Here is a 17,901-nt window from a genome sequence, read left to right on the forward strand (position 1 = left end):
ATGCGGGCCCGGCCGCCTTCGTAAGTCCGCCTTCGTCAGTCACAGAAGACAAAAAAAATCGGCGCATCCGAGCGGTTGCGCCTTCCTAGGGGAAAAGGGTTGTCTACAATATAACACTTGCCCTATGGACAATCCATCGGACTTTTGCCCGAATTGATATCGAACTTTTGTCCATGTAACCTGGTTGGAATGAACTATGCGGATCTGACAAGTTCCCTCATCATCGGGACGCACAACCGCGCAAAGGCGGCTATAGTTTCAGCACCCGCACACCCCGCGCCTGCAGACGCAGGGCTTCCCCCACCGCGTCCCCAGTCCACGCGTCCCTCAACGCGCCGGATATGCCCTCAAGCGCGATGGTCTGCTCCGCGTCTGTGTGGTTGAGTAGGAACAAAAAGCGCGATCCGCCCGGCTGCTCCCGCCATACCGCCTCTACACCAGCGGGCGTTGCCAAGGCGGGCTCCACTCCGGCTGCAAAGGTCACGGAAACCAGCAACCGCCTGATGGCGTCCACGTCCGGCCGCGTGCCTACATAAACAGCGACACCCTGCCCGAAATGGTGCGCCGTCACAGCCGCCCGGCCGGCGTAAAAATCGGCCCCAAACTCGGCTAGCGGTTGCGCGCCCTCCAGCACAATGACATCCGCCCACAGGTCGCCGGAGAATGTCTCGGGCAGCGCGTCCCGTAGGCCCCCTGCGTCTATGGCCCCGGATGTCTCTGCACCAAGCCCGCCGGTTCCGGGAACGGGCAAAGCTGTACCGGTGTACCGGCAGGGAACCTGTTGACGCGGGAGGAACGGATCGAACTCTTCGACGTACATGCCCAGCACCTTCCTGAGCGGCGCCGGGTATCCGCCCAGGTGCACACGCTCATTTTCGTCGACGATGCCTGAGAAAAACGTGGTCAAGAACACCCCGCCCCGGCGCACATAGTCGGCGATGCCGCTGGCCGCGCGCTCGGTCAGCAGGTACAGGTGCGGCGCCAACACCAGTTTGTATTTGGACAGGTCCGCCTCCGGGGGGACAAAGTCGACGGCGACGTTCTGCTCGAATAAAGGCCGGTACCAGCGCAGCAGTTCATCCAGGTAGCGGATGTCCTGGCTCGGCTTTGAACCCAGCTCCAACGCCCACCAGTTGGCCCAGTCGAACAGGATGGCCACCTGCGCCCGGACGCGGCTGCCTACAACCCCGGCCAGCCCTCGCAGCTCCTGCCCCAGCTGTGCGACCTCGCGAAACACGCGGGTGTGGCTGCCGGCGTGCGGCAGCATGGCGCCGTGGAATTTTTCGGCTCCGGCGCGGGAGGCGCGCCACTGGAAGAACAGGATGCCATCCCCGCCCCGCGCTATCGTCTGGTAGCTCCACAGCCGCGTCACGCCCGGGCGCTTGAGGGGATTCTGCGGTCGCCAGTTGACCTGGCTGGCCGTCTGTTCCATCAAGAGGAACGGCTGCCCCTGCTTCAGGCTGCGCATCAGGTCGTGCGACATCGCGGCCAGCACAGGGATGCCGGCGGTCGGCTCGGGATAGCTGTCCCAGGTCACCAGGTCCATGTGCTGGGCCAACTTGAAGTAGTCAATCGGTTTGAAGAAGCCCATCAGGTTGGTCATCACCGGGACGTGGGGCGTGACCTGCTTCAGAACGTCGCTCTCTGCCACGTACAACGCAATCAGGCTGTCCGACATGAAGCGGGCGTAATCCAGCTGCTGCGCCGGGTTGGCGTACGTCGGAGTCTTGCGCGGGAGCGGAATTTCACTCCAGTCATAATAGGTTTGACTCCAAAACGCGGTGCCCCAGCGGTCGTTCAGCTCCTCCAGGCTCCCGTAGCGCGCCTTCAACCAGCCGCGAAAGGCGGCCTCGCAGCGCGGACAAAAGCAGCGCGACACGTGGCAGCCGTACTCGTTGTTGACGTGCCACATCGCCAGCGCGGGATGGTCTTTGTAGTGCTCTGCCAGCGCGCGCACCAACCGCCGACTGTACTCTTGGTATTCGAGGCTGTTGGGGCAATAGTGCTGACGCGATCCGTGCGAGTAGCGCACCCCGTTTTCATCCACCGGCAACACCTCGGGATGGCGCACCACCAGCCACGCCGGCGGCGACGCCGTGGCCGTCGCCAAATTGACCGCGATGCCGTTTTGCCACAGCAAGTTCACCACTTCGTCCAACCAGGAGAAATCGAACTGCCCAGGTGACGGTTCCAGCTTGGCCCAGCCAAAAACGGCCAGACTCACCATGTTGACACCCGCTTCGCGCATCAGCCTGACGTCTTCCTGCCACACCTCCTTCGGCCACTGCTCGGGATTGTAGTCGCCTCCGTAAAAGATGTGTTGGGGGCTTTGGGCAAATGGCAAAGTTCTCCGCATCCTTCCGCTTGTGGTTTCGTGACCACATTCGACCCAAGGCGCACGAAAGCGGTTACCTAACATGGCCCCATAGTAATTCGATTGCGATTCGCTTGTCAATACCGAAATAGGCGAATACGGCCGAAACCGCTGGCAGCCGGCCTAGAGCTCAGAGGGCAGGCAGGATTTCACCGACTCGCGCAGCACCAGGGTGGTCGAAACCTCCACCGCGCGCGGCGCGGCGGCGTCTCCATGGATTTGCGCCAGCATCTGCTCCATGAGGACGCTGCCAATCTGGCGCTTCGGGATGCGAATGGTGGAGAGGGTCGGTGTGACCAAACTGGCGATCTCCAAATCATCCACTCCGGTCAGGGACACGTCGTCAGGCACCCTCAGGCCATGCTCGACCAACGCACGCATGGCCCCTACCGCAATCAGGTCGTTGGTCGCGCAGATGGCGGTGAAAGAACGCCCGCGGTCCAACAGGTCGCATACCGTCTGGTAACCGCAGGTGAGTGTGTCCTGATGGTCGGGAAAGAGGCGGGTCAGGGATTCGTCCAGCGGGATGCCGTTGGCCTCCAGCGCGTCTTGATACCCCAAATAGCGCGGGTTTTGAGCCGGACGCGAAAACTGGTAGCCCATAAACACAATGCGCCTGTGCCCGAGCGAGATCAGGTGCTCTGTGCACTCCCGCATGGCCCGCCGCAGGTCGACGTAGACGTGCGGCAAGTCGGGATGGCGCTCGCGGTCACAGTACAGACTGACCGGCAGCCGCCCAGCCAACTCGGATAACGGCACAATCTTCTCCATTTCATACGGGGCTAGCAAGATCATTCCATCGTAGAACCCGGACAGGACGACATCCAGGTACTCGCGCTTCTCGTACGTCAGGCTGTACAGAGAAAATGTGTAGTCGTGGGCCAGCGCCGTCTCCTCGATGCCAGCGACGATCTCCAGATAGAAGGAGTTGCTGATGGAGGGAGTGATGCAGGCCACCTGCCTGGACTGCTGCATCCGCAGACTGCGCGCCAGCCGATTGGGAACATAGTTCAATTCCTGAATGGCCTGACGCACCCGCTTGCGCACGTCATCGGCCACATACCCGTTGTCGTTGAGGACCCGCGACACGGTGGACGGAGAGACCCCGGCGAGCCGGGCGACATCGCGACGTGTGGCCACGCCCTCACCCCCTCAAGGAAAAGTTGGCCGAAACGAGTTCAACCGCGGCGCAAACGCACCACAGTCTCGGCCTGATAGAAAACCTTGGAATACGGCGGCACGCTCTCGGTCACCCAGGCATTGCTGCCGATAACCGAATGGTGCCCAATGACGGTATCCCCGCCGAGCACGGTGGCATTGGCGTACAATACGACGCCGTCCTCAATCGTCGGATGGCGCTTTGTCCGGCGCACCATCAGCCCCGCCTCGTCGCGCGGCAGGTGCAATGCGCCAATGGTGACCCCCTGATAGATCTTGACGTGATCCCCGACCACCGCCGTCTCGCCCACGACAATCCCGGTGGCATGGTCAATCATGATGCCGCGGCCGATGGTGGCGCCTGGGTGGATGTCCACTCCGGTCAAGCGGTGGGCGTATTCAGTCATCATGCGTGGCAGCAATGGCACATCCAGCCGGTACAGAGCGTTGGCGACACGATAGATGAGCAGCGCCTGCAAGCCTGGGTAAGTCAGGATGATCTCGTCATAGCCGGTTGCGGCCGGGTCATTGTTATAGGTCTCCAGTACATCGTCGTAAAGCATGGCCTGCAGGTCGGGCAGCCTGGCAATCAAGAGGTCCGCTTTTGCGTCGGCCTCCGCCCGCGATTCGGGTGTGAACTCCTTATCATAGCAACGCTGGAACAAGGCCCGATGGATCTGCCCGGCAAGGGTCACGTGCAGGTCGTCGACGACATCGCCATGGCTGCGACCGGCTTCGGGAGGAAAATAGTTGCAGGCCATCAACTGCTTGACGAGTTGGACAATCCGCCGAATCCCCTCCGGCTCGGGATGGCAAGCGCGACCTTCAAACCACTCGCAGCTTTGCCTTTTCATCTGTAGGGCGATGTCGTGTCGCGAACTCACCGCAAAACCTCCTCATAGCGCAAAATCAGGACCCGACCTGGAATCATGAAAGATAGACGCGGATTGACAGATAGGCGCCCCCGCGTTACATTGCGTATGCAAAACGATTTTCGATAGCCCGCGAGAGTGAGAGATTATGGATAAAGAACGGTTGCGGCAACTCCTGCACGAACAAAATTTTCGCCTGACGCGCGAACGGGAATCCCTGCTGGAACTGTTCGTGCAGTCCGGGCGCATGTTGACCCCGGCACAGCTGCACAAATGGGCGCAGGAACACGGCGCGCGCGTCGGATTAACCACAGTATACCGACTCCTTGAGGTCCTGACAAAGGTCGGCGCGGCAATGCCGTTTTTGGTGGAAGGCAACATCTACTACGCGTTTTGCAGCGATGGCCACCACCACCACTTCGTGTGCCTCTCCTGCCACCGTGTGCACGAGCTCCGCGAATGCCCGTCCTTCCTGCACGTGCCGAGGGAGTTTCAGGTCGAATCCCACCGGGCGGACCTGTTTGGCACGTGCCCCCATTGCCAGTCGGCCGCGCTCGGCGACGCGGCCGGAACCGGCCTGACGCCATAGCCCCCTGGCTCCACAGCATGTGTTCGCCAGGTTGTGGGTACGGCGCCTGGACGGTTTTGCAACTGTATCCTGGAGAGGGCTGGCGCAGGCCAGAACGGAGAACTCAGATTTCCTCAGTCGCCTGCGCCCGTACAGGTCAGGTAGAGGAGGATCAGGTTTAAGCCAATCACCACGGCGGCAATCGCCCCGGACAAGGCGGTCAACCAACGCGGATTGGTCAGCCGGCCCATGACATCCCGCCGCCTCGTGAAGCCAATCAAGGAGACGAGCGGCGCCGGAAGCGCAAAGCTGAGCACCACTTGACTGATGACCAGCGCCTGCATTGGATTGGTACCCCACGCGATAATGGCCAGCGTCGGCAACATCGTGACCAACCGCCGCACCCAGACCGGGATGGTGAATCCGACAAAGCCTTGCATGATCACCTGCCCGGCCATCGTCCCGACGACGGAACTAGAGAGGCCGGAAGCGAGCAGCGAAGCCAGAAACACGCCGGCAGCGGCAGGTCCCAACAACGGGGTCAGGGTGTGGAACGCCTGGCTGATGTCCAGCGTTCCGCCCACACGGCCGTAAAACGCCCGGGCAGCGGTGTACATCATGGCCAAGTTGACCAACCCGGCCAGCGACATAGCGAGGACCACGTCCATGCGCTCAAACCGCTGAATGCGCACCGCCTCGCTCGTGGTCCGCGGCACGATGCGGTTTTGGGTGAGCCCAGAGTGCAAGTACACGGCATGAGGCATCACCGTGGCGCCGATTATGCCAGCGGCCAGGAGCACGCTGTTGGAATTCCCGAGCCATGGCGTCACCGCGTGCCGTGCAATCTGCGTCCAGTCCGGCGCCGAGAACACGGTTTCCAGCACGTAGCACAGCGCGATGGCCCCGAGCAGCGCCCCCACAAACACCTCCAGCGGGCGAAAGCCAAACCGCTCCAGGGTCAGCACCGCGTAGGTGATGATGCCGGTCAACACCGCGGCGGCGAAAAGCGGCATGCCAAACAGCAGGTTGAGCGCCAGACTCGCCCCCAAAAATTCAGCCACGTCGGTCGCCATGGCCGCGATTTCCGCCACAATCCAGAGCGTCCACGTGAGCGGGCGCGGGTAGTAGTCCCGACACAACTCCGGCAGGCTGCGGCCGGTGGCGATGCCGAGCTTCGCAGAGAGCGTCTGAATCACCATCGCCATCAGGTTGGCCAGCACGACCACCCATAGCATCCGGTACCCGTACGCCGCCCCCGCCTGCAGGTTGGTCGCATAGTTGCCTGGGTCCACGTAGGCGACGGCCGCAATCAAGGCCGGGCCTAGAAACGGCAGCAGGCGCCGCATCCCATGCCCGCCGGCCAGGGCCCCGCGCGCCGAGCGCACCGTGCGTTCAGAGACCGAGCTAGGCCGATACGCGGCCCGACGGTCCTTGCGGGGCCTGGATGATCCCTGTGTATTTCTGGAAACCACATAGTCGCTCACGGTATCGGTCTCCTTTTTCGCTTCAAGACACAAAGTTTCACCAAGGACAATATTTTTCCCTAAGGAAACTTTATGAGGCCATTATATGACGAATGCGGCAGGATGTGAACCCCCGCGCCGGTTGCGACATAGGCGCGGCCACCAGTCTTCGACGCAGGCTGACAAAAAATCGCTTGTCAGGCGCACCGGGCTGGCGTATCATACCGGACAGGCAGTCCATGCACGCCCTGGCACATTCGCAGGATAAGGAGAGCCATATGAATCCGTTTGACGACAAGGTCTTTCACGCGATCAACCAGTATGCCGGCCATACGCCCGGCCTCGACCAGTTTATGTATTTCATCGCCCAGTATTCGTTGGAACTGTACGCCCTCCTGTTCATCATCGCCTGGTTCGCCCTGCCGCGGCGCGAAGAAGCCAGGCGGCACGCTTTGGTCGTCTCCGTGGCCGGCGGCGTGATTGCGCTCATCATCAACCTGATCATCGGGACCATTTGGTACCGGCCCCGTCCATTCGTCGCCATGCCGCACCAGGTCAACCACATCGCGCCGCACCAGGACGACGCCTCGTTCCCCAGCGACCACGCCTCCGGCGCGTTCGGGTTCACGAGCGGATCGTTCGGCAAGGCGGCCCGTTGGGTGAGTTGGACGTTTTTGATTCTGGCCATTCTGGTGATGATTGCCCGTGTGTACGTAGGCGACCACTGGCCGACCGACGTGCTGGCCAGCGTGGTTGTGGGTACGGTGTCCGGCCGCGTGGCCTGGTGGTTTGACCGGCCGCTGGCCGTGGTCAGCCGCCTGATTATGCGCATCTTCCGGCAGGGGCGCTTTTCTCGATCCGGCCGATCCCTGCACTACTCCCGCCGCTACTGATGCCAATCCGCGGAGCGCGCCCATAGGGCGCGCCTTTTGTTTTGCCCGGCGTTTGGTCAACCGCCCATGGCGCAAGGCTATAATGGTAGGGTGACTTGGAAAGGGGGCAATGGAGACGTGAACCGCACATTCACTGCTTACCTGGCGTCTCACCGCGAACAGCACCTGGAAGAGTTGAAGCAGTTCCTGCGTTTTCCCAGCGTCAGCACGCAGCCGGAGCACGCCCAGGATGTCCGCGCCTGCGCCGAGTATCTGGCGCAGGCCATGCGCGAGGTCGGCCTCGACAGCGTCGCCGTGATGGACACTCCCGGCCACCCGGTGGTTTACGGAGAGCGCCTGGCGGCGCCCGGCAAGCCGACGGTCCTGATCTACGGGCACTACGACGTGCAGCCGGTCGATCCGCTCGAGCTCTGGCAGACGCCACCCTTTGAACCGACCCTGCGCGACGGGCGGCTGTATGCGCGCGGATCGAGCGACGACAAAGGGCAGGTGTTCATGCACCTCAAGGCGCTTGAAGCGCTGCTGGCGACCGAGGGCGAGCTGCCGGTCAATGTCAAACTGCTGATAGAAGGCGAGGAGGAGATCGGCAGCCGGCACCTGGAAGGGTTTGTGGAGCGGCACCTGGACCTGCTGCAGGCGGATGTCATCGTCATCTCCGACACGACCATGCTGGCGCCGGACCAGCCTTCCGTCTGCTACGGGCTGCGCGGCCTGGCGGCGCTGCAGATTGATGTGCGCGGGGCCAAGGGCGACCTGCACTCCGGGCTGTATGGAGGGGCCGTGCAGAACCCAATTCAGGCGCTGGTGCACATCCTCGACTCGATGCACGACGATTCTGGCCGCATCACGGTGGACGGGTTTTACGACGGCGTGCAGCCCCTGACCGAGGAGGAACGACAGTCGATAGCGGCGCTGCCGTTTGACGACGCCCAATTGGCCGCCGAATTGGAAGTGCCAACCCTCCACGGCGAACCCGGATACACGACCCTGGAGCGGCTGTGGGTACGGCCGACGCTGGAGTTCAACGGCATCTACGGCGGGTATCAAGGGGCCGGCACCAAGACGGTCATCCCCAACGAGGCGCACGCCAAGGTCACCTGCCGCCTGGTGCCCGACCAGGACCCGGAGCGGGTATTCGCGGCGATTGAAGCGCACGTGCGCCGCCACACACCGCCGGGGGTGACGGCCAGCGTGCAGCGCTTTGACGCCGGGCGCGCCTATGTGACCCCGTTTGACCATCCGGCGATCCAGCAGGCTGCACGCGCCTATGAGAAGGCCTACGGGAAGCCGGCCGCGTTCACGCGCATGGGCGGATCGATAGGCGTTGTGGACACGTTCGCGCGCCGCATCGGGGCCCCGATTGTCATGATGGGGTTTGCCTCCAGCGATGAAAACTTCCACGCGCCCAACGAGTTTTTCCGCCTGGAGAACCTGGAAAAAGGGTTGGAGACATTATGCTGGTATTGGCTGGGACTGGAGGACGCGCTGCGCGGAAAGTAGGCTCCAGCCAAATCGAGGATTTGTCGGTTTGCGCCAAAGGTGTGCAAAGGGTATGCGAAAGGGACCCTCTGGGGAGACGGCCCAGGGGGTCCCTTGGTTTTCTGGCGGCCCGGTGCGGGCCTGTACACCTGCGTCAGCGGTCAAACTGGCGCGCGATTTCCTCTTCGACGTACGGGTTGAGAATCCGCAGGTGGGTGCCCTTCATGCCGAGGGACCGGCTTTCCAGTGTGCCGGCGCTCTCCAGCTTGCGGATGCTGTTGACGATGACGGAGCGGGTGACGCCATGCTCGTCGGCAATCTGGCTGCTGACCACGATGCCATCCGCCGACTCCTTGACCGCATCGATGAGGTATTTGGCAGCCTGCAGTTCCGAGAAGCTGAGGGAGTCCACCGCCAAACGCGCGAGCGAGCGCTGGCGACCCTCTTCTTCCTTGTGCTGCTGGCGGGAGTGCACAACCTCCAATGCCACAACCGTCGCGCTGTACTCAATGAGAATCATGTCGTCATCGTCGAACGGCCGCTCCGAACGGGCGAACACAAGAGTGCCCTGACGTTCCCGGGCCCCAATGACCGGCGCCACAGCGATGTGCTTCGACTGGAACGAGGCGTTCTCCTCCTCGGTCGAGAACACGTAAAACGGTTCTTTGTTCTGCAGATTGGGCGTGGCCGTTTCCACACGCAACAGGTGCTTGTTGAACTCCTCCGGGAAGCGTCCGTCTTCGGTCATGATTTTCAGCCACTCTTCGGTGAGCGCCTCGTCAATCACGCCGTAGCCGAGAATCTTGCCCTTGCGGCCGACGATGTATACATTGCAGGACATCACACGGCTGAGAAATTCGGCGACGTCGCTGAAATTCACCTGGTCACTGGATGACCGCAACAATTGGCCAAGTTCCTGAACCTTCTCCAACAGTTTCAACGCTCATTCTCCTAACAATCCGAAGTATTTGTCCCGCCGTCCGGACCGGCAGACCATGCCGCCCGCCCTCACTGCCACAGCATGTCCAACTTTCGGTCCGGTAATGCTACCCGGGAGGCGGAACCAGCCCCGAACAGCACCATGCATTACTGTACCACGTAACATTCAGATTTGTCCCGGGCCGCGGCACGATTTTCGCCCGGATTCGACAAATGTTCACATTTCGTCTACATCCGTGTCATATTTTGTCGAACAGGCATGGGGTTGTCCCCCCGCACATACACATCCAGTGTCAATCTGTGCGCCGGGAGGCGATGTGACGTGACGGACACGCTCCGTTTTCCCGCCTGAGCCTGATTATCGCAGCGGCCGAAATGGGAGTGAAACTGGGGCTTCTGCCTGAGGTCGTCGGACAATCGGTCATCCTCGTCGCGGTCATCACCTGTATCGTGTCGCCGGTGGTGTTTTTGAGCCTTCTCGGATAATTAGCGCCAGCGTTCCCGGGGTCGCTGCCGCGTCACCTGCCCGCTTCCTTGAGGCGCCCGAGCACCAGCGTATATCCGTCCGATCCGTAGTTCAAACAGCGCTTCACGCGGCTGATGGTGGCCGTGCTGGCGCCCGTCTCCGTTTCGATCTGGTGGTACGTTTGACCGGCCTGGAGCATGCGCGCGACTTCCAGGCGCTGCGCCAACGACCTGATCTCGCCAATGGTGCACAGGTCGTCGAAAAACCGGTAACACTCCTCGACCGACTGCAGGGTCAGGACCGCTTCAAACAGACGGGTCACCATTGGATCGCGAATCCTATCGATGGGCATGCCGCTTTCACCCTTTACAGTGTTGAATCCATTTCCCCGTCTATGGTAGCACACGCGTCCGGCACCGCCCAGACCTCAGGGAAACGCCGCATCCCCCGCGCGCGCCGGCGGACCGCCCGGCGACCGGCGCGGCCCACCCGCACAGCTTTATCGCAGTTCGAGCATCAGTTCCTCCGGGTGCTCAATCAACCGCTTCAGGTGGTTCAGGAAACGCACCGACATGGCCCCGTCAATGACGCGGTGGTCAAAGGACAGGGTGACGGTCATCACCTGACGAATCTTGATCTCGTCCTCGATGACCACCGGCTTCTTCTGAATCTGGTGGACGCCGAGGATGCCCACCTCTGGGTAATTGAGAATCGGTGTCGCAAACAGGCCGCCAATCGGCCCCATGTTGGTGATGGTAAACGTGCTCCCGCGCAGGTCCTGCGGCGTCAAGGTCCGGTTTCTGGCCCCGCTGGAGAGACGGTAGATCTCTTCACCGATCTCGCGCAATGTCAGTTGGTCGGCGTCCCGGACCACCGGGACAAACAAACCGTCGGGTGTATCGACGGCGATGCCGATGTGGTACTCCGGCAGCAGCAGGATCTCCTCCGCCTCTTCGTCGAGCCTCGCGTTGAAGTACGGGAAGGCGCGCAGCGCCGACACCACCGCCTTGACGATGAACGGAAGGTAACTGATGCGCCGCCCCTCCGGCTCCAGACGCTCATTCCAACGCTGCCGCAGCGCCACCAGCGAAGTGGCGTCGCATTCGTCAAACGCCGTCACGTGCGGGGCCGTGAAGACAGAGCGCTTGACGTGTTCGGCGGTGGCCCGGCGAATGCCGCGGAACGGCACCCGCGTCGGCGTCGGCGGATCTCCGCCGGCAGCGCGCGAGGCCGCCCCGAGGGGCCGTCGCACGGTGTCCTCCCCCTGGGAAGGGGCCTCGCTGGCGGGCCGGGGTGGACTGTAAGGCCCGTCCTCCACGGCGAACCCTTGCCGCGCGGACCGGGGGACCGGCGTGGGATAGCCGCCCTGACGCAGGTCGCGCTCACCGCGGCTCGGCCGCTGCGCGAGCGACCAGAGCAGGGACGTCCCGTGTTCACTCATGCTCTTGGCCGGGCCAGAGACGGCCGGCGCCGTGCGCTCCTGTAGGTACCGTTGAACGTCCGACTTGAGGATGCGCCCGCCCGGGCCGGTGCCTTTGACGTCCCACAACGAAACCCCGTGCTGGCGCGCAAAGTGGCGAACACCCGGCGTCGCCTTGGGACGGGCCCCCGCGCCCAGGCCGCCCGCCGCGTCGGCGCGGCCTGGCACCCCAGGGTCCGGGTTGTCTACGGCAGCAGGGGCATGCCGCCGCTGCGACGGGGTGGACTCGGCCGCCCGCTCGCCGTCGTCGACCGCCCTGTCCTCATGCTGCCGGCCTTTGTCCCCGCGGTCCGCGTCGGCGGCCGCTGGGCCGGACCTGCCCCCTCGCGCCGCAGTCAACGGGGACGGATCTGGGGCGCGGATGACGACCGGATCGCCAATCACACTCTCCGGCTCTATCTCAACCAGCACGTCGCCGACGTGGGCGATGCTGCCGGTGGGCGCATGGATGTGCGTAATAACCCCCGATGTGGGCGCCGGCAGCTCGACAATCGCCTTGTCCGTCTGCACCTCCACCACCGGGTCAAACTCCTCCACGCGGTCCCCCTCGTGCACCAGCCAGCGCACAATTTCCGCCTCGTGGAGGCCTTCCCCCACGTCTGGCAAGCGAAACTCGACCGCCATGCGGCAACCCCCTTTCAGAACGTCATCACCTTGCGAATCCCTTCGACAATCCGCCCCGCGTCCGGCGCGTACCAGTCTTCCAATTGGAACAGCGGGGCCGGCACGTCATAGCTGGCCACCCGCGCCACCGGCGCTTCCAGGTCGAGGATGCACTCCTCGCCGATGCGCGCCGCCAGCTCTGCCCCGAGCCCGAGGTGGCCGCACGCTTCGTGGGCGATGACCGCCCGGCCGGTGCGGATGACCGAGGAAAACACCGTCTCCTCGTCCCACGGCGAAAGGGTGCGCAGGTCAATGACTTCGACGCTCCATCCGTGCTCCTGCTCTGCCTGCTGTGCCGCTTTCAGGGCGTCGCGCAAGGCGCTTCCCCAGCTGATGAGCGTCACGTCGCGGCCCGCGCGGACGATCTCCGCCCGCCCCAGGGGAACGGTGTAATAGTCGTCCGGCACGTTCTCCCGGTAGGCGCGGTAGAGGCGCATCGGCTCAAGGAAGATGACCGGGTCCTCCGATTCGATGGCCGACAGCAGCAGCCCCTTGCCATCGTACGGCCGCGATGGGCTGACCACCACCAACCCGGGGGTGTGCGCGAAAAACGTTTCCGTGCTGTCCGAGTGCAGCTCCGGCGCCCGGTTGCGCCCGCCGTATGGCACGCGCACCACCAGCGGCGCGGTGTAGCGCCCGCGCGAACGCATGCGGATGCGGGCGATGTGCGAGACCACCTGTTCAAATCCCGGGTAGATGAAGGCCATGAACTGAATCTCCGGCACCGGCCGCATGCCGTTGGCGGCCAGGCCCAGCGAGGTGCCCAAAATCCCCGCCTCGGCCAGCGGCGTGTCGACCACTCGGTCCTCGCCGAACTCCTCAAGGAGCCCCTCGGTAGCGCGAAAGACTCCCCCGTTTTTGCCGATGTCCTCACCCAGCAGCATGACCCGCTCGTCGCGCCGCATGGCTTCGCGCAGGCCGGCGTTGATGGCCTGTATGAGAGTCAATTCCCGGCCGCTCATCGATCCGCCCCCTCTCGCCGCGCCAGCCGCGCCCGCAATTCATCGCGCTGGCGGACCAGCTGCGGCGGCAGTTCAGCGTAGACGTGGTCAAACAGGTCGTCCGGGTTCGGAGGCGGCGCCGCCTCCATGGCCCGGATGGCCGCCGCGATACCCTGGTTCACCCGCCGCTCCAGCGCCTGCTGCCGCTCTTCGTCCCACAGGCCCCAGCCTTCCAGGCGGCGGCGGTGGCAGAGCAGCGGATCGCGCTCGCGCCAAGCCTCGGCTTCCTCTTTCGGGCGGTATTTGGATGGATCATCCGAGGTCGTGTGCGGGCCATAGCGGTACGTCAGCGCCTCAATCAACGTCGCGCCGCCGCCCTCCCGGGCCTGCGCCAGCGCCTCCCGCACCGCCTGGTAGACGGCAATGGCGTCGCTGCCATCCACCCGCTTGCCGACGAGGCCATACGCCTGGGCCTTTTGCGCAATCGTCTCACTCGCCGTCTGCCGGGCGTACGGCACGCTGATGGCATACTGGTTGTTTTCGCAGAAAAAGACGACCGGCAACCGAAACACCCCGGCGAAGTTGAGCGCCTCGTGGAAGTCGCCTTCCGAGCTGGCGCCGTCTCCGAAGAACGCCAGCACCACCTCATCCAAGCCGCGCAGGCGGGCCGCCCAGGCCACCCCCGCCGCATGCGGAAGCTGCGTGGCAATCGGTACGGCAATCGGGAACACTTTCACTCCCTCCGGGATATACAGGCCCTCGGCCCGGCCGTTCCAGTACAGGAGCAACCGCTCCATCGGCACCCCGTGTACGAGCATCGCCCCGGTGTCCCTGTAGGTGGGAAACACCCAGTCGTCCTGGCGCAGCGCCAAGGTGCTGGCCACCTGGCACGCCTCGTGGCCTTCCACCGGCGGATAGGTGCCTATGCGCCCGCTGCGCTGGAGGGCCACCAGGCGGCGATCAAATTGACGTACCCACACCATTTGTTCGTACATGTGCACCAACAGGGCGTCGTCCATCCCGCTTGGCTTTGGCTCATCGGCCGCTGTGGCCGGATGAATCACGTACGACACATCCATCATCCCTTCTCGAGGTTGTCCGAGGCAGGGCGTCCCCGCCCTCGGGCAGTGCGTCGGCGTCCGGAGCAGATGGCCTTGGGGCTTTGGGCCTCGCCCAGCCCTGGGCCGCAAACGTGCAGCCGCTCAGTCCCGTGCTTCCTCACAATTCCACGCTGTGGCACGAATTCCCTGCATCACGCGAGCACTGTAGGCAGCGACGAACCGATGGCACATGTTGATATGATGTACAAGCCGGCGCCAATTCGCAAGGTAACAAGCGGTCGCTCGCCGTCCTCCCGCCCGCCGCGCCGCGCGCCAGAGGGAACTCACCGCGCCAGGTTCTCCCACACCGTGGCCACGCCCTGGCCGACGCCGACACACAGCGTGGTCAAGCCAAAGCGGCCGCCGCTGCGCCCAAGCTGGTACATCAGCGTGGTCACCAGCCGCGCCCCGCTGGCTCCGAGCGGGTGGCCGAGGGCTATCGCGCCGCCGTTCGGGTTCACCTTCTCGTGGCTCAACCCGAGCAGCTGCATACAGGCCAGCGACTGGGCGGCGAACGCCTCGTTCAGCTCCACCACGTCCAGGTCGTCGAGGGAGATTCCCGCCCTGGCCAACGCCTTCTCTGTCGCCGGCACCGGGCCCAGGCCCATGTAAGCCGGGTCCACCCCGGCCACTGCCGAGGTGACGTAGCGCAAGCGCGGCACCATCTGCAACTCGCGCGCCCTGTCGGCCGACATGATGAGTACAGCCGCCGCGCCGTCGTTGATCCCAGAGCTGTTGCCGGCCGTCACCGTCCCTCCCTCCCGGAAGGCCGGACGCAGGCGCGCCAGCTGCTCGAGCGCGCAATCGGGCCGTGGGTGTTCATCTTGTTCCACTCGCACCGTCTCTCCCCGGCGCCCGGTGGGCACCTCGACAGGCACAATCTCCTCCGCCAACCACCCGTTCTCCTGCGCCCGCTGTGCGCGCTGGTGGCTCGCCAGCGCAAACTCGTCCTGGACGGTGCGGGAAATGCCGTACCTCTCGGCCACATTCTCCGCCGTCTCGCCCATGCTGTACGGGTGATGCATGGCGGCGAGTTTAGGATTGACCATGCGCCAGCCCAAGGTCGTGTCGTACAGCGTCCGGTCGCCCCGCGGATAGGCTTCCTCGGGTTTGGGCAGAACCAAAGGCGCCCGTGTCATGCTCTCCACGCCGCCGGCGATGAACACGTCGCCCTCCCCCAACAAGATGGCCCGCGCCGCCTGGTTGATGGCCTCCAGCCCGGAAGCGCACAGGCGGTTGACCGTCACCCCGGCCACCCGCACCGGCAGCTCCGCCAACAGCGCGGCCATGCGGGCCACATTACGGTTGTCCTCGCCCGCCTGGTTGGCGCACCCCAGGTACACATCCTCAATCAGCGCGCCATCCAGCTGGTTGCGCTCGACCAGCGTCCGTATCACCAGCGCCGCCAAATCGTCGGGACGGACGGCGCTGAGCGCTCCCCGCTGCTTGCCGAACGGGGTGCGCAGCGCGTCCACAATCACGGCCTCTCGCATCCGACACGCCTCCTCATCTCCTCCGATGATGCACCAGCCCTTCCACCCTGTCCATATGCCCGGGCGCCTCAAGGCCGGGCTGACGCGCGGGGGCGACGCCCGCCACCCGCCGGATTATTGCAAGCGCTTTCAAAACGCGCGCAAGACCTTCCCTGACTTGCCTTCCCAGAGCCAGACGCCCGGTCCCGCGCATCCACATCTATGGCCTAGTCATGCAAGACCGACCGCGGGGCAGCCGGCAAGCCGCCCCGCCTGGTTCACATTGACCCCTTCCCCGGAACCGATCTCCGGTCCTCTCTCTTTCGGCCGCACAACTGCCGATTCCGGGCGGATTTTGCGGCCCCGCCCGCAATACATTCGACAGCCCCGGCGCAAACTCCTCTCCGACCGCCCCCGCCCGCGGCTTCCGTCTAGCGGCCGCGGTACTGCGGCCGGCGCTTCTCCAGGAACGCGCTCACCCCTTCGCGGAAGTCCTCGCTGCGCCCCGCCGCGTCCTGCATCTGCGCCTCGACCTCCAGAGCATCCGCCAGGCTGGCAGTGGCGTTGGCGAACAGGGCCTGCTTGGTCAACCGGTACGCGAGCGTCGGCCCCTGCGCCAGTTGGCGGGCGAACGCCAGCGTTTCCTGCAGCAGTTGATCCGGTTCGTACACGTGATTGACAATCCCCAGCGCCCGCGCCGCCTCCGCGGACAATACGTCGCCGGTCCAGGCCAGCTCCAGCGCTTTGCCGACGCCGACCAGGCGCGGCAGGAAGTAGCTGGCGCCGGAATCGGGCACAAGGCCAATCTTGTTGAAGGCCAAGGTGAACCTGGCATTGACCGCGGCGAAGCGCAGGTCGCAGGCGAGGGCCAAGGAAAACCCGGCGCCGGCCGCGGCCCCGCTGACGGCGGCCATGGTCGGCACCGACAGCCCGTGCAGGCGCCCAATCAGCAGGTTGTACCGCTCGCGCACGGTGTCCCCAAGCGACGCACCGGGTTTCACCGACTGCCCTTCCGACAGGTCCTGGCCACTGCAAAACCCGCGCCCCTCCCCGGTCAGGACCAGGGCGCGCACCGAGGCGTCGGCATCCACCCGTTTGAACGCGTCGTACAACTCTTCTCCCATCTGCTGATTGATGGCGTTCATCACCTGCGGGCGGTTGAGGGTCACCAGGGCCACACCGTCCTCAACCTGGTAGCGGATCGTTTCGTACACTCACAGCACCTCGCCCTCCACATCGGCAAAATAAATCTGCACCAAATCGCCGGCAAACGCTCGCAAATCTTCCCCGCTTTTGCGCCCGGCTTCCGAGTCCATCGCGGCGAACAGACTCTCCCGGGTGTCAAAGTACATCTCCGTCAGCAAAAACGGATTGGCGCTGCCGCCTCGGGGATGAAACAGGCGGCTGACCTCCAGCCGGACGAGCCCGGGCATCTGCCGCACGAGCGGCAGGTGTACCTGCTCGTAGTGGGCCAGAAAGGCTTGCACATCCGCGGGACGGCGATACAGTGCGACCATCTTGACCATCGTCAATCCCTCCCTGTGCCGCTGTGCGGGCGGCGCCCGTGCTGCAGGCCCTCACGCGCGCCGGTCCCCGGCCAGGCGCGCCAGCCTGCGCCCGTCCGCGCTCGGCTCCGCAGGCCAGCAGTCCGGGTACCGCTCGCACAGGAGCGCGCGTGGCACAATCCGCTGTTCCACCGTCCCATCGCCCAGGAGTGTCTCCCCGTGCCAAACCTGGACAGCGCACACCACCTTGCCGCCGGCCACCTCCGTGCACACCGCCTCCGCCCGGATGGCTGCGCCCACGGGAGCGGGGCGCAGATGACGCACCGAAACGCCCGCGCCGATGCCCTCCTCGTCCTCTTCCAAGTACGGCAGGATGACCCGGCGGGCAGCCCATTCCATGTGATAGACCATGGCGGCGGTGCCGTACACGTTGTGAATCACGTGCGGGCCAAAGCGGGCGCGCATGTCGTCCGCGACCACGTCCTCCACCGCGGCCCGTACCCCTACGCTGAAACCTGGCTTCACCGC

At 64.4% G+C, this 17,901-nt stretch carries 16 protein-coding genes; 3 read left to right on the plus strand and 13 right to left on the minus strand.

Annotated features, from left to right (window positions below; all coding sequences use genetic code 11):
• Positions 1-250: 250 nt before the first annotated feature.
• The 3 genes from AK2_RS05495 to epsC form a co-directional block, all read right to left on the minus strand.
• Positions 251-2,344: a beta-galactosidase gene (locus tag AK2_RS05495; protein WP_245632786.1), complete on the minus strand. Its 2,094-nt coding sequence runs from the start codon at positions 2,342-2,344 to the stop codon at positions 251-253.
• A 153-nt stretch (positions 2,345-2,497) separates the two neighbouring features.
• Positions 2,498-3,514: a LacI family DNA-binding transcriptional regulator gene (locus AK2_RS05500; RefSeq protein WP_067932246.1), complete on the minus strand. Its 1,017-nt coding sequence runs from the start codon at positions 3,512-3,514 to the stop codon at positions 2,498-2,500.
• Positions 3,515-3,552: 38 nt separating this feature from the next.
• Entirely contained in the window at positions 3,553-4,416 is an 864-nt protein-coding gene (gene epsC / locus AK2_RS05505) for a serine O-acetyltransferase EpsC (RefSeq protein ID WP_245632787.1), read from the minus strand.
• A gap of 136 nt (positions 4,417-4,552) precedes the next feature.
• Here epsC and AK2_RS05510 point away from each other — a divergent pair, with 136 nt between their 5' ends.
• The gene (locus AK2_RS05510; protein ID WP_067932248.1) at positions 4,553-4,993 is read left to right on the plus strand and encodes a Fur family transcriptional regulator; all 441 of its coding nucleotides are present in this window, start codon (positions 4,553-4,555) and stop codon (positions 4,991-4,993) included.
• A gap of 113 nt (positions 4,994-5,106) precedes the next feature.
• Here AK2_RS05510 and AK2_RS05515 read toward each other — a convergent pair whose 3' ends face one another.
• Positions 5,107-6,456: an Nramp family divalent metal transporter gene (locus tag AK2_RS05515; RefSeq protein WP_083520884.1), complete on the minus strand. Its 1,350-nt coding sequence runs from the start codon at positions 6,454-6,456 to the stop codon at positions 5,107-5,109.
• A 257-nt stretch (positions 6,457-6,713) separates the two neighbouring features.
• On the opposite strand from AK2_RS05515, the gene AK2_RS05520 reads away from it, so the two are divergent.
• Positions 6,714-7,328, plus strand: coding sequence for a phosphatase PAP2 family protein (locus AK2_RS05520; RefSeq protein WP_067932249.1), 615 nt, complete (start codon positions 6,714-6,716; stop codon positions 7,326-7,328).
• A 117-nt stretch (positions 7,329-7,445) separates the two neighbouring features.
• The gene (locus tag AK2_RS05525) at positions 7,446-8,828 is read left to right on the plus strand and encodes a dipeptidase (RefSeq protein ID WP_067932251.1); all 1,383 of its coding nucleotides are present in this window, start codon (positions 7,446-7,448) and stop codon (positions 8,826-8,828) included.
• Between the two features lie 133 nt (positions 8,829-8,961).
• Here AK2_RS05525 and codY read toward each other — a convergent pair whose 3' ends face one another.
• The 9 genes from codY to AK2_RS05570 form a co-directional block, all read right to left on the minus strand.
• Positions 8,962-9,747 carry a GTP-sensing pleiotropic transcriptional regulator CodY gene (codY, locus tag AK2_RS05530; protein ID WP_067932253.1) on the minus strand — a complete coding sequence of 262 codons (786 nt, stop codon included), beginning with the start codon at positions 9,745-9,747 and terminating at the stop codon, positions 8,962-8,964.
• Positions 9,748-10,264: 517 nt separating this feature from the next.
• Positions 10,265-10,564, minus strand: coding sequence for a YerC/YecD family TrpR-related protein (locus tag AK2_RS05535; RefSeq protein WP_067932255.1), 300 nt, complete (start codon positions 10,562-10,564; stop codon positions 10,265-10,267).
• Between the two features lie 147 nt (positions 10,565-10,711).
• Entirely contained in the window at positions 10,712-12,316 is a 1,605-nt protein-coding gene (locus AK2_RS05540; protein WP_067932257.1) for a dihydrolipoamide acetyltransferase family protein, read from the minus strand.
• A gap of 14 nt (positions 12,317-12,330) precedes the next feature.
• On the minus strand, positions 12,331-13,317 hold the full coding sequence (locus AK2_RS05545; protein ID WP_067932259.1) for an alpha-ketoacid dehydrogenase subunit beta: 987 nt from the start codon (positions 13,315-13,317) through the stop codon (positions 12,331-12,333).
• A complete protein-coding gene (gene pdhA / locus AK2_RS05550; RefSeq protein WP_217994670.1) occupies positions 13,314-14,375 on the minus strand; it encodes a pyruvate dehydrogenase (acetyl-transferring) E1 component subunit alpha in 1,062 nt (353 codons plus the stop codon). The genes AK2_RS05545 and pdhA overlap by 4 nt, the downstream gene beginning before the upstream one ends.
• A 305-nt stretch (positions 14,376-14,680) precedes the next feature.
• Positions 14,681-15,889, minus strand: coding sequence for a thiolase family protein (locus AK2_RS05555; protein WP_067932263.1), 1,209 nt, complete (start codon positions 15,887-15,889; stop codon positions 14,681-14,683).
• Positions 15,890-16,299: 410 nt separating this feature from the next.
• A complete protein-coding gene (locus tag AK2_RS05560; protein ID WP_067932265.1) occupies positions 16,300-17,082 on the minus strand; it encodes an enoyl-CoA hydratase-related protein in 783 nt (260 codons plus the stop codon).
• Positions 17,083-17,394, minus strand: a complete 312-nt coding sequence (locus tag AK2_RS05565; protein WP_067932267.1) for an EthD family reductase — start codon at positions 17,392-17,394, stop codon at positions 17,083-17,085.
• 51 nt (positions 17,395-17,445) lie between these two features.
• The gene (locus tag AK2_RS05570; protein ID WP_067932269.1) at positions 17,446-17,898 is read right to left on the minus strand and encodes a thioesterase family protein; all 453 of its coding nucleotides are present in this window, start codon (positions 17,896-17,898) and stop codon (positions 17,446-17,448) included.
• Positions 17,899-17,901: the final 3 nt, after the last annotated feature.

This window comes from Alicyclobacillus kakegawensis NBRC 103104 (assembly GCF_001552655.1).
GTDB lineage: Bacteria > Bacillota > Bacilli > Alicyclobacillales > Alicyclobacillaceae > Alicyclobacillus_G > Alicyclobacillus_G kakegawensis.